This is a genomic window from Nostoc sp. DedSLP04 (genome assembly GCF_034530775.1).
Taxonomy (GTDB): domain Bacteria; phylum Cyanobacteriota; class Cyanobacteriia; order Cyanobacteriales; family Nostocaceae; genus Nostoc.
On sequence record NZ_JAVRCL010000040.1, the window covers coordinates 1 to 12,733 of the forward strand.

At 41.7% G+C, this 12,733-nt stretch carries 14 protein-coding genes; 11 read left to right on the forward strand and 3 right to left on the reverse strand.

Annotation, left to right across the window (positions count from 1 at the left end; all coding sequences use genetic code 11):
* Nucleotides 1-139: 139 nt before the first annotated feature.
* From RMX89_RS21685 to RMX89_RS21710, 6 genes are all read left to right on the forward strand, one after another.
* A complete protein-coding gene (locus tag RMX89_RS21685) occupies nt 140-1,621 on the forward strand; it encodes an aminotransferase class I/II-fold pyridoxal phosphate-dependent enzyme (protein WP_322690402.1) in 1,482 nt (493 codons plus the stop codon).
* 106 nt (nt 1,622-1,727) lie between these two features.
* Entirely contained in the window at nt 1,728-2,231 is a 504-nt protein-coding gene (locus RMX89_RS21690) for a DUF2059 domain-containing protein (RefSeq protein ID WP_322690403.1), read from the forward strand.
* Between the two features lie 552 nt (nt 2,232-2,783).
* A complete protein-coding gene (locus RMX89_RS21695; protein ID WP_322690404.1) occupies nt 2,784-3,764 on the forward strand; it encodes a choice-of-anchor A family protein in 981 nt (326 codons plus the stop codon).
* A 135-nt stretch (nt 3,765-3,899) separates the two neighbouring features.
* Nucleotides 3,900-4,919, forward strand: coding sequence for an ABC transporter ATP-binding protein (locus RMX89_RS21700; protein ID WP_322674264.1), 1,020 nt, complete (start codon nt 3,900-3,902; stop codon nt 4,917-4,919).
* 126 nt (nt 4,920-5,045) lie between these two features.
* A complete protein-coding gene (locus RMX89_RS21705) occupies nt 5,046-5,936 on the forward strand; it encodes an ABC transporter permease (RefSeq protein WP_322690405.1) in 891 nt (296 codons plus the stop codon).
* A gap of 39 nt (nt 5,937-5,975) precedes the next feature.
* A complete protein-coding gene (locus tag RMX89_RS21710; RefSeq protein WP_322674262.1) occupies nt 5,976-6,374 on the forward strand; it encodes a hypothetical protein in 399 nt (132 codons plus the stop codon).
* 77 nt (nt 6,375-6,451) lie between these two features.
* Here the strand turns inward: RMX89_RS21710 and RMX89_RS21715 are convergent, their stop codons facing one another.
* Nucleotides 6,452-6,889 carry a peroxiredoxin gene (locus RMX89_RS21715; protein ID WP_322674261.1) on the reverse strand — a complete coding sequence of 146 codons (438 nt, stop codon included), beginning with the start codon at nt 6,887-6,889 and terminating at the stop codon, nt 6,452-6,454.
* A 194-nt stretch (nt 6,890-7,083) separates the two neighbouring features.
* Between RMX89_RS21715 and RMX89_RS21720 the strand changes: the two genes are divergently transcribed.
* The 5 genes from RMX89_RS21720 to RMX89_RS21740 all read left to right on the forward strand — a co-directional run bounded on the left by RMX89_RS21720 (nt 7,084) and on the right by RMX89_RS21740 (nt 10,535).
* Entirely contained in the window at nt 7,084-7,488 is a 405-nt protein-coding gene (locus RMX89_RS21720; RefSeq protein ID WP_322690406.1) for an Npun_F0494 family protein, read from the forward strand.
* Nucleotides 7,489-7,814: 326 nt separating this feature from the next.
* Nucleotides 7,815-9,299: a cobyric acid synthase CobQ gene (cobQ, locus tag RMX89_RS21725; protein ID WP_322665527.1), complete on the forward strand. Its 1,485-nt coding sequence runs from the start codon at nt 7,815-7,817 to the stop codon at nt 9,297-9,299.
* A 167-nt stretch (nt 9,300-9,466) separates the two neighbouring features.
* Complete coding sequence (locus tag RMX89_RS21730; protein ID WP_322690407.1) at nt 9,467-9,703, forward strand: 2Fe-2S iron-sulfur cluster-binding protein; 237 nt, start codon at nt 9,467-9,469, stop codon at nt 9,701-9,703.
* Between the two features lie 57 nt (nt 9,704-9,760).
* Nucleotides 9,761-9,970: a type II toxin-antitoxin system HicB family antitoxin gene (locus tag RMX89_RS21735; protein ID WP_322690408.1), complete on the forward strand. Its 210-nt coding sequence runs from the start codon at nt 9,761-9,763 to the stop codon at nt 9,968-9,970.
* Nucleotides 9,971-10,139: 169 nt separating this feature from the next.
* Nucleotides 10,140-10,535, forward strand: a complete 396-nt coding sequence (locus RMX89_RS21740; protein WP_322690409.1) for a hypothetical protein — start codon at nt 10,140-10,142, stop codon at nt 10,533-10,535.
* Between the two features lie 156 nt (nt 10,536-10,691).
* On the opposite strand, the gene RMX89_RS21745 is transcribed toward RMX89_RS21740, so the two are convergent.
* Both RMX89_RS21745 and zds read right to left on the reverse strand, forming a co-directional pair.
* On the reverse strand, nt 10,692-11,135 hold the full coding sequence (locus RMX89_RS21745) for an SRPBCC family protein (RefSeq protein ID WP_322690410.1): 444 nt from the start codon (nt 11,133-11,135) through the stop codon (nt 10,692-10,694).
* 88 nt (nt 11,136-11,223) lie between these two features.
* The gene (gene zds, locus RMX89_RS21750) at nt 11,224-12,663 is read right to left on the reverse strand and encodes a 9,9'-di-cis-zeta-carotene desaturase (RefSeq protein ID WP_322690411.1); all 1,440 of its coding nucleotides are present in this window, start codon (nt 12,661-12,663) and stop codon (nt 11,224-11,226) included.
* Nucleotides 12,664-12,733: the final 70 nt, after the last annotated feature.

Genomic DNA, 12,733 nt, shown 5'->3' on the forward strand with positions numbered 1-12,733 from the left:
TCATTTGTTATTTCGGAGTACTCATTTGTTATTTCGGAGTACTCATTTGTTATTTTGGAGTACTCATTTGTTATTTCGGAGTACTCAATATGCCCTAGCAGATTTAAGATTCTATCATTAACGGTTCGTTTTCCCAAAAATGCTCAATCAAAACCAAATACCTTTATTAGATGCCTTAAAAGCGAATGGAGCAAGACCTCATGCGCCTTTTTACACTCCAGGACATAAACTAGGTGAGGGAATTTCTCAACCTTTGGCTGACTTACTTGGTAAAGCCGTCTTTCAGGCTGATTTAACCGAATTAGCAAATTTAGATAATCTTTTTGCACCCCAAAGCGTTATTCAAGAAGCACAACAACTTGCAGCTGAGGCATTTGGTGCTTCGCAAACATGGTTCCTTGTCAATGGTTCTACCTGTGGAATTGAAGCGGCAATTCTGGCTACCTGTGGCACAGGCGATAAAATTATTCTGCCTCGGAATGTACATTCTTCGGCGATCGCAGGTTTAATTCTCTCTGGTGCTATACCAATTTTTCTCAATCCTGAATACGATCCAGTTTTAGATATTGCTCATAGCATTACACCCAATGCTGTACAAGCTGCACTCCAACAACATCCAGATGCGAAAGCAGTATTAATAGTTTATCCAACATATTACGGTGTTTGTGGAGATTTGAGTGCGATCGCCAACATTACACATCAATATAATATCCCTCTACTCGTAGATGAGGCACACGGCGCACACTTTGCCTTTCATTCAGAATTACCCACTCCAGCTTTAGCCGTAGGTGCTGATTTAACTGTACAATCCATCCACAAGGTACTCGGTGCGATGACACAAGCATCGATGCTGCATATTCAGGGTAATAGGATAGATGGCGATCGCATCAGTAAAGCTTTGCAACTCTTACAATCTACCAGTCCTAGTTATTTACTTTTAGCTTCTTTAGATGCAGCGCGTCAGCAAATGGCACTCCACGGAAAAATGTTGATGTCTCGCACTTTGCAACTTGCTGAAGAAGCTAGAACCAGAATCAGTCAAATTCCTGGATTATCATTTTTAAGCCCCCCTTTAAAAGGGGGGTTGGGGGGATCTCCCGGCTTTGTAACTTTAGACAAAACGCGACTAACTGTCACTGTTTCTGGTTTAGGTTTAACCGGATTTGAAGCAGATGAAATTCTAGATGAAAAATTTGCTGTCACTGCTGAATTTGCCTCACTACAACATCTCACCTTTATCATTAGTTTAGGCAACACCCCAGCCGATATTGAACAATTAGTGCAAGCTTTCACTACCCTCGCCAAAGAATATCGCCGAAGCAACTTGACTGTTAAAAACCAGGTTTGGCTAAATTTAGACAAAACACTAGATTATGCTTTCCAACTTTCTCCCCGTGAAGCTTTTTTTGCTGTCAGTGAAATCCTACCTTTGACACAAACCAATAAACGCATTTGTGCTGAAATCGTCTGTCCCTATCCCCCAGGAATTCCTGTGTTAATGCCGGGAGAAGCGATCGCCAAACCCGTCCTTGACTATCTGCAACAAATCCAGGCAATGGGAGGATTGATCGGTGGTTGTGCTGATAGTAGTTTCCGCACCCTAAAGGTAGTAAAAGAATGACTTATATGGTAAATTTAAGGATAATAATTTGAGATCGTTACTCACAATCTTTCCTCCTTTGTCAAACTTACCTAAATAATCCTTTCTTAAAAATAAATTTAAATCAATGAAGATAAATTTTTTGTTCGTACCAGCAGTTGTACTTTCCTTAGTAACGACCTTCAATAGAGTTACTTTTGCTCAAAGTCCAACTAATACTATTGCACCAAGTAACAATGCTCAAGAAATAGAAAAAAATAATAATATCAAGAAATTGTTAGAGATAACTGGCGCGAAAAATCTTTCTAGACAGATTATCACTCAACTATTAAATGATTTCAAGTCCGAATACCCCCAAGTTCCTCAAAAATTTTGGGATACTTTTGCTGCTGAACTCAAGATAGATGATATTGTAAATGAGATTATTCCTATTTATAATAAATACTTTACTAATGAGGAAATCAAACAAATCATTGCATTTTATCAGACACCTTTAGGACAAAAAACAATTACCGTTATTCCCCAAATCAGTCAGGAATCTACTGCTATTGGTATAAGATATGGAAAAGTAGCAGCCCAAAGTGCCTTAAAAAAATTGGAAGCAGAAGGATATATCCGCCCTAGTCGATAAAACGGTCTATGATGTTAACTGGAATTTAGGAATGGGTAATTTTTAGGTTTTGCTCAATTACCAATCCTGCCAAAAAGCAGGAAAGGAAAAAGATTCTTTTTGCTCCCCTACTCTCCCTCTGTCTATTGTTTACTTCCTCGATCGAGCAACTTTAAACTCAGATCAACTCTGCTCTCCACCTTCTACAATAAAGATCCCTATCCTCCACGAATTCCCTTGTTAATGCCGGGAGAAGTCATCAAGAAATCCATTCTTGATTTCTTGATTACCTGCAACACATCCAGGCGATGGAGGGATTTATCAGTGGTTACAATCATACTAGCCTCAAAACTTTGAAAGTTTTGAAATAACGTCTTAACTCCTAACTCCTGAATTATTGTTGATAAAAATTTAATTCATGCAGTCAACAGTAAATATGCGGTTGAGCAGATAATTTGGATAAAAGTATATAGTAGTTATACTAATGTGAAACTTCAATAAAAATAGCTAGCTAACTAGTGCAATCTTTGATTTATACCCATAGGATCGTCTTGATGATTCCTAAACTAGAAGATGAAATCAAAAACCTATTATATTTGGGGGTTAGTAACAGTTCCGATTGTAGTCACTCTAGCGCTGGGTTTCTCAGCAAGAGCGAACGCAGTTGAGTTAGGCGCTGCCTCTGATTACAATGTATTTGTTTTGGGAGATATCTCTCAAAAATATACAGATATCGAAGGAAAAGTTGCTGCTGGCGGTAACATAAATTTCGTCGGCGGACTTGGAAGCAGACTTTCTGGTAATAGCGGCAACGTAGTAGTTGCTGGACAGAATTTAACTCTGAGCAACGGTCAAGTCTACCACGGTAATGCTGTCTATGGAGGCAGTGCCAATGTATCCAGCAATGTGGGATTTCCCCAAGGAACTCTCAGCCAGGGAAATCCCATCAACTTCAATGAAGCAGGGAAACAACTGCGAGGACTATCTGAATATTTGGCAACCTTGACTCCTACTGGTAACACAACAGTTCAACCTTGGGGTGCTATTAACCTTAGTGGCAGTGGTACTGCTTTCAATGTTTTTAATCTTGCAGGCTCATCTGTCTCCAAGACAAATTATTTTGAAATTAAGGGGGACGCAAATTCAACTATCGTTGTCAATATCAGCGGTAAGGATGTGTCGCTGCAAAACTTTGGGTTTAATATCATTGGTGCAGATAAACAAAAGGTAATTTACAACTTTTATGAAGCAACTAACTTAACTGCTAGTGGAATTGGCATCCAAGGTAGTATTCTTGCGCCTTTGGCTAATTTCAATTTCAATAACGGTCAAGTTAACGGCAATGTCGTGGTAGCTTCTTTGACAGGAAATGGTGAGTCTCACAACTATCTATTTAATGGCGATCTGCCAGATGTGCCAATAAAGTACTACACTCCGCCTAAGCCTCCCATTCGTAAAGTTCCAGAGCCTGGAAATCTTCCAGGTTTAGGATTAGTTGCTGTCGTATTTGGTTTGTTTCGCTACAAACGCAATCAAGCAACTTGTTTAGAATAATTAAAAATTTTTGGCAGCATAGCGCATAACGGGAATTTGTTTACAGATTTTCGCTCATGCGCTATTTACTTGCTCTCTACCTTCTACAATAAAGATAGACTTTATTGAGATTTGTATAGTTGGGGATCGGCTGTCATGGCTCCCGCCGTTTTAATTCAAAATCTGCAAAAACGTTACGGTACAGTGGTTGCCGTCCAGGATGTTTCTTTTCAGGTAGAATCAGGAGAAATTTTTGGTTTACTTGGCCCCAACGGTGCGGGGAAAACTACAACCTTGCGTGCTTTGTGTACGCTAACCACACCGGATGCAGGCATTATCGAAGTATCTGGCATCTCTGTGTTAGATAATCCGAAAGTGGCAAGACAACGACTAGGCTACGTAGCTCAGGAAGTCGCTATAGATAAGGTGTTGACTGGAAAAGAACTGCTGCAATTGCAAGCAGCACTTTATCACCTTCCAAAGGCAATAGCCAAACAGCGGATTGAGACGGTATTAGACTTACTCGGTTTGCAAGAATACGCCAACAAAAAGACAGGAACCTACTCAGGCGGTTTACGTAAGCGCCTAGACTTGGCTGCTGGATTGCTCCATGCACCGGATGTTCTGGTATTGGACGAGCCAACTGTAGGGCTTGACATAGAAACCCGTTTTGTGGTGTGGGATTTCCTCAAAAAATTACGCGCTTCTGGGACGACGGTAGTAATTACCAGCCATTACTTAGAAGAAATTGACGCTTTAGCCGATCGCGTGGCAATTATAGATCGCGGCGTTGTCATTGCCAGCGATACACCTTCGCAATTGAAAGATCGAGTAGGGGGCGATCGCATCACCTTGCGAATCCGCGAGTTTTCCCCCATTGAAGAAGCTGAAAAAGCTAAAAACCTCCTGAAACCTTTACCTTTTGTCCAAGAAGTCATCATCAACAGCGCTCAAGGTAATTCACTCAACTTGGTAGTGACACCTCAGAATGATGTTCTGATTAACATACAGCAAGCGCTGAATACCGCTGGCTTGCCCATATTTGGCATCGCCCAATCTCGCCCCAGCCTCGATGACGTTTATCTCGCTGCCACAGGACGCACCTTACTGGATGCAGAACTCGCAGCCGTCGCCACCCGCGATCCCAAAGCTGAAAAGAAGCAGAATATGAGATAAGGAATGGGGAGTGAAGAAGGGAATAGGTGACAGGTTAGAGGGTACAGATTATTCTCTGTCACCTGTCATCTCTCCCCTAATCCCAATCCCCAATCTAAAATCCAAAATCCAAAATCCAAAATTGCCATGAGTGTTACTCCTAAATCTGATATCAATTGGCAGCCGCTAGCATCGCCGCAAGCAGATGTTAATACTGCACCTAACTTTTTCGGTGAATTGGTACAAGAGACGTTGGCTTTAACTCGTCGCTTGTTCATTCAGTTGCAACGCCGTCCCTCATCTTTGGTTGCTGGAATTATTCAGCCAGTAATGTGGTTAGTGCTATTTGGCGCTTTGTTCCAAAATGCCCCCAAGGGTATATTTGGTAATACAGCAACAAATTACGGACAATTTTTAGCTGCTGGCATCATTGTGTTTACAGCCTTTGCTGGGGCGCTGAATGCTGGTTTACCCGTAATGTTTGACCGCGAGTTCGGCTTTTTGAATCGTTTGCTAGTAGCACCCTTAGCATCGCGGTTTTCCATTGTTTTTGCCTCAGCCATTTTTATCATCAGCCAAAGTTTGTTGCAAGCAGCCGTAATTGTTGCAGCAGCAGCATTTTTGGGCGCAGGACTTCCAGATGTAGCTGGTTTAAGTGCGATCGCTCTAATTGTTTTGCTCTTAGCTTTGGGTGTAACAGCCATCTCCCTCGGTTTAGCTTTTGCTCTACCCGGACACATTGAATTGATTGCAGTGATTTTCGTCACTAACCTACCACTATTGTTTGCCAGTACTGCTTTAGCACCCCTATCCTTCATGCCTAAATGGTTGCAGGTTGTAGCTACCCTGAATCCTCTCAGTTATGCGATCGAACCAATTCGCTATCTCTATTTCCACAGTAGTTGGGAACTAGGTAGTATAGTGATGCAGGCTCCTTGGGGCGATGTTACCTTTGGGGGAGCATTGCTGGTGTTGTTTGGCTTTGCCCTAGTCGCGTTGCTGAGTATTCAACCCCAACTGCGGCGGACTCTGGCTTAAAAAGATAAAATAGATCAATTTTATTTAGGGTCAAAACCCATGAAAAAACCATTTTTACAAATTACTAGACTCTTTCTAGCTACGGCAGCAGGAATTAGCTTTGCTTCCTTGCTCATGGCTCAACCAAGTTCCGCTCAAATCAGCAGCCCAACGGATGCTTTCCCCAGCAATAGTACAACAGACCAAAATACCGATCCTTTCGCCCGTTCCAACTCAGACAATTTTAATATGTTCGATCTGATTCATCGGGCAAATTTCGGGAATCTCAACTGGGATTCTAACCAACAGAACGAAGAACTAAACTCAGCAGCAGCAGCCTTTAAAGCAAGGCAACAAAAACTAATTCAAGGTCAACAACAGCAACCAACCCCCAATAATTTGCCAACGATTATACTACCATCAGTTACATCGCCATCGGTGACACCATCAGGTAACTGAATTCAAACAAAGAACCCCAAGCTTCTAGAGGCTTGGGGTTGAAACTATAAAAAAAACCTGAATGATCGGGTAAAAAACTACAACCCAAGTGCAGCTAAAATATCGCTAGCATGGTTGCTGGTATTTACATTAGCGTCAACATGGGTAATTTTACCGCTGGGGTCAATTACGTAGGTGACGCGTTTGGCATAACCGCCGCCATCCACATCGAAAGCTTTGATGAGGGATTTGTCGGTGTCAGCCAGTAGGGGAAAATTCAAATTATATTTTTGGGTGAATGCCTGATGGGAGACTTCATCATCTGCACTGACTCCCAAGATTACAATATCTTTACCTTGATATTGAGACTGGGCATCCCGAAAACTACAGGCTTGTTTGGTGCAGCCTGGCGTGTCATCTTTGGGGTAAAAGTATAAAACAACCGTCTTCCCCCTCAAATCAGATAACGAAACTGTGTTGCCGTTTGTATCTTTGGCGGTAAATGCAGGTGCATCCGTACCAACTGCTAGAGGCATAATTAACTTTTCCTGTTTCAGATTGTTGATGCACTTGAAATTTTACATTAATTTATAATGTTTAAATATAATTACTAAAAAATCGGATAAATACACTTTAGGTAACTAATTTTGGTTTAATGGGGTATTTGGTACAAGAAAAAATATATTCTTAAATTAATCTTTGTTAGAAGAAAAATTTCTACCAATACACAATGGCTGCTGTTGATTCCCAAAACCCAAATATTTTTGTCTATCCTCAAAACACAGTAGAAAGAGCCGAGCGATCGCTAGTGTGTTCGCCTTTTAATGTATCTTTATTTGAACTGATGGGACACCAGAGTGTATCAGTAACTGCGATCGCTCTGGAAAATGGACTCAAGCAGGGCTATACTAAACGCCCTTTATCAGAATTAGCTTGTGATGACGCTTTGGGCTGGTTGATTCAAGTAGGTGTATTGCGCCGAGAAGTTGATGGTCAGGGAATTACAGATAGTTTTCGTCTCACTCCCTTGGGACGCCAGTTAGTAGAACAATACCAAGGGAAAAATTGGCGTACTCCTTCATGGCGCGATCGTTTTTATGATGCTGTGATTCGTTGGTTACGGATACCTTTTTAGAATAAAAACCTAAGAGTTAGGATTAGGGAATCAAAGGGAACAATATATACGGAAACATCATATCTATTCATGAAGTCTTTACCATAACCGTGCAACTGCTATTTGTGATGGTTATAGTGGGCATTGGGCATTGGGCATTGGGTATTGGGTATTGGGTATTAAGCACAAAAGCTAGAGTTGCAAAGGGGCACAGAGGCAGAGGGGAAAAACTTACTGCAACTTTCTCCTCTGCTCCCTTGCTCCCCCGCTTTTCCACTTTCCCTGCTCCCTTGTTGTTCGCTCCTAAAAATTAAATCTGTATCTTGAAAAACTAAGTGATAGCAACTATGAAATCAATTATGGTAGTGGGGACAACATCCCATGCAGGGAAATCACTTTTAACTACAGCTATTTGTCGCATTTTATCGCGGCGTGGTTGGCGAGTGGCTCCCTTTAAAGGTCAAAATATGGCTTTAAATGCTTATGTTACTGCCAGTGGTGGAGAAATTGGCTATGCTCAAGCAGTGCAAGCTTGGGCAGCGGGAGTCGTGCCTTGGGTAGAAATGAATCCCATTTTACTCAAACCGCAAGGGGATATGACTTCCCAAGTAATTATTAAAGGTAGGTCTGTAGGTAAAGTCAGTGCCTCAGATTACTACGAGCAATATTTTGAACTGGGGTGGCGGACAATTGAAGAATCGCTACAGCATTTAGGAACAGAATTTGACATGCTGGTTTGTGAAGGTGCTGGTAGTCCAGCGGAAATTAACCTCAAGCACCGCGACTTAACTAATATGCGGGTAGCAAAACATTTAAATGCACCAACCATATTAGTAGTTGACATTGACCGGGGTGGTGCTTTTGCTCATGTTGTTGGAACCCTAGAGTTATTGGAACCAGATGAACGCGCCTTAATTAAAGGTATAGTAATTAACAAGTTTCGAGGGCAGCGATCGCTCTTAGATCCGGGGATAAAATGGTTAGAAGAACGCACAGGTATCCCCGTTATCGGTGTTATACCCTACTTGCAACAGATGTTTCCAGCCGAGGATTCACTTGACTTGCTAGAACGTCAATCGTCGTCAAATAAAGCCCAAACTGACCTCAACATTGCTGTCATCCGCTTACCAAGAATTGCCAATTTCACCGACTTTGACCCACTGGAATCAGAAAGTACAGTTTCAATTAAATACTTAAGTCCTAAGCAAGATTTGGGACATCCTGATGCCGTAATTATCCCAGGTACAAAGACCACAATTGCTGACTTGCTACTGTTGCAAAAAAGCGGTATGGCAGAAGCTATCCAAAACTACGCTGCTTCTGGGGGAACGGTTTTAGGTATCTGCGGTGGCTATCAAATGCTCGGTCAAATCATCGCCGATCCAGAGGGGATAGAGGGACAAGCTGGCAGATTTCAAGGGTTAAATCTTTTACCAATCAGAACTGTGATTACAGGACAAAAAATCGCCCGCCAGCGCCAAGTTAGCTCAAATTATCCCCAACAAGGTTTACCAGTAAATGGCTTTGAAATCCACCAAGGGCGATCGCGCATTGAACAGCAAGGTATAGATCCCCAATCTTACCATGCCCTATTTGACGATATTAATTTAGGGTTAGTAGATAGTTGTCAATCAGTATGGGGAAGTTACCTCCACGGACTTTTTGACAATGGCCCTTGGCGACGCGCTTGGTTAAATCGCCTCCGTCAACAGCGGGGTTTAAAATCTTTGCCCACCGGTGTTGCTAACTATCGAGAACAGCGAGAGCAAATTTTAGACTCTCTAGCCATTGAAGTTGAGAGCCATTTAGACTTAAGTCTGTTTTTGTCTTAAGCTAAAATGCGTTGAAATGTCATTAGTCATTGGTCACTTGTACAGAGTTTCGACTGCGCTCAACTACTGCGTAGTCGTTGGCGCAGCCTCTCGTAGAGAAGTATTGGTCATTTGCAAAGGACAAAGGACAACTGACAAATGACAACTCTATTAAATGCGTAACATTGATGATTGTTCGTATCCGCTTTTTACCAGATGATGTCACAGTAGATGCCGAAGTGGGAGAAGCCCTCTTAGACGTAGCAGACCGGGCTGGGGTATTTATTCCCACCGGTTGTCTCATGGGGTCTTGTCACGCTTGCACCGTCGAATTAGAGGATGGAGAGATCGTTCGCGCTTGTATTACCGGAGTACCGCCACGCGAAGAATTGACGATTAATTTGTTTAGCGACCCAACTTGGTAGTTTTTTAATCCTCTAAGTTCAAAATATCAGATAAGGAAGTAGAGGAAAAGAAACAAGATGAGTAAACTTAAATACCAAATGCTTATTCAATGGTCTGAACAAGATAATTGTTTTTTGGTAGGATTCCCTGATTTTCTAGGACAACGCTGGCGGACTCATGGGGATACTTATGAGTTAGCTGTGGCAAATGGGATTGAAGCCTTAGAGTCTCTAATTATTGCTTACGAAGCTACGGGTGATTCACTTCCAGAACCAACAGTAAGTTAAGGCAATTGAGTAGGTGGTAACTAATGCTGCAAAATTTGCGCGATCGCAGGTTATTTTGGTTGAAATAATATTTTTAAGTGTTATTACTCTTTTTTTATACATAGATGATTTTTATAGTTATTGAATAAGAATCAAATAGAGTTTGTCCTAAACAAAAAGGAATTTAATCATGTCTCAGGAATTAATCAAGCCAAAACTTATTCAACATTTAAAGGATTATGGCTTTGAATATTCTTGGTTTGAAGATGAAAACGGTAATCGTATCAACTATGTCGATACAGGAATCCTTAGTTTTGATGTCCCAGTAAAATTTTATTCAATTTATGAGACTACTGATGAGAGTTTTGATGAAACTGATATTTATGAATTACATATTGAAAATAGTTCTATAAACAGTCCTACAGGTGTAAGGATTGTTATTTATTGTGATAGCCTGGGAAGGAATCTTAAAAATGAAAATATATGTACTGAATATATTGATGTTCCCGATGATATACCTTTAGCAATTAATAAAGTTTTGTGTTCTATTGCTAGCAATTTTAAACCATCTTACACAACTTTCTGATAACAATAATGTGCAGAGTGTTACAATCGTAACCACAACGACCTTATAAGGGTGTAAGATAGAACATTCTCCAACCCTTAGAAAATCCATATTTTTTCATCAGACAGCAAGAAACTTTTATACATTGTTTCCTAATGCCTGATTTTTCTATCTATATCAATTACCTTTAACATTCAGCGCGTATTCTTTAAACCTTTCCAAATCAGCTTGAATTGTCGATTCAACCACCCGCCCCAAAAACAAGTTATCCATAATTTTGCCAAGAATGCCGGGGATAGCATAGGAAATGGTCATTTTGACAATGCTACTATTGTGGCGATCATAAAAGCGAATCGCTCCCTGATTCGGCAAACCATCAACAGATTCCCATTGGATAATTTGATTAGGAATAACTTTGAGAATTCGGGATTGCCAAGAAAATTCTAGACTGCCAGTTTTTAATTTCCAAAGAGATATATCTGGATTATCTGGCGGAATTTTCACCGAATCAATCCACTTCATCCACCGGGGCATTTGCTCTAAATCAGACCAGAGGCTCCATACTAAATCTATGGGAGCCTCTACTTCTACCTGCACAGTATGCTCTAACCAGTCTGGCATTTCTCTTTTTCCTTCTCTAGGAGATGCTTTGCGATCGCGTTCTTTGCACCCTTTGGAGTAGCCTGGGGCAAGCCACTGCGTGTCTACGTTATTTCTTTAAACTCTCCAAAATCACTTTTGCCGCACGCCGTCCAGAAATAGTAGCACCTTCCATGCTGTCGATGTAGTCTTGCTGAGTATAACTCCCAGCAAGGAAGAAATTATCTACTGGTGTTTTTTGGTTGGGGCGGTATGCATCCATCCCTGGCGCTTCTCGGTAGAGAGACTGAGCAAGCTTTACAACACTGTACCAAGTCATATTTAGCTCTCGCGACGAAGGAAACAGTTCATGGACTTGCTTGAGAACATGCTGTGCGATCGCTTCATTACTTTGGGCAATAAACGGATCTCCCGGTGTCAGCACTAACTGTAATAAAGACCCCTGTCCTGGGCGATAATAATCAGCAGGGCTAGTCAACGCTAAATCGGCAAAACAAGAAAAGTCAGCATCGGCTGTGTAAAGTAAATTATCGATTCCAGCCGCATGGTTTAACTGTTTACGTTGCTCTCCATCGTTCAGTTCTGTTACCCAACCATCAAAGCGTAACTGCACTGTAGCCACTGGCACTGCATCCAGTTTGTAAATATTGTCAAATTCTGACCACTTACGCCACTCGTGGGGTAGGATGCGTTGAATTCCTGGAACATCACAGGCAAAAACGTAAGCATCAGCGGTGATAGTTTCTACTGCATCACCTTGGGCAACTACTATACCAGTGACACGGGTTTGTTCAGCTGACTCAGTAAACTCAATTTCCCGAACTTGTCGGCGCGTATAAACCTTGGTGCCTCTAGCTTCCAGATATTCCAGAATCGGCTTGTGTAAATATTCAGATGGAGAACCTTCCAGCATTCGCAAAACTGAAGCTTCAGTTCTAGCTGCAAATAACTGGAATATGGTTAACATACAACGGGCAGACATATTTTCACAATCAATAAATCCCAATGCGTAAGCAATGGGGTTCCACATCCGCTTGATGCTCCCATTACTTCCACCATGACTGCGGAACCAATTGGCAAAGCTAACTTTATCTAAATTGCGGATAGTTTTCATCGCCCCATTAAAGTCTACCAATCCGCGAACTACCGGACTAGTACCTAAAGCGATCGCATTTTGCAATTTATCCTGCAACGATAGTTGGGAAGTAGTGAAAAATGCCTTTAACCCATTGAAAGGCGCACCTGTAATAAAACGAAAATCTAAAGCACCAGTGCGCCCCCCTTTATTAATAAAAGTGTGGGTATGTTCCTTGAGGCGTAAGTTTTCTAACACCCCCACTTTTTTCATTAAGTCAAATAGTTGGTAGTAGCACCCGAAAAATACATGCAACCCCATTTCTAGATGGTTGCCATCTCCATCAACCCAACTGCCAACTTTACCGCCGACAAACGGACGAGATTCAAAAATCTCTATTTCACAACCAGCATCAGCTAGATCCACTGCGGTTGCTAGCCCAGCCAGTCCCGCACCTACGATTGCAACACGCATTCCGTCGTTCCTTTTCAGTTTCTTTACAGATTGTAACTGGGTTGGTGTCGGAATTTGCTACTTAATATCA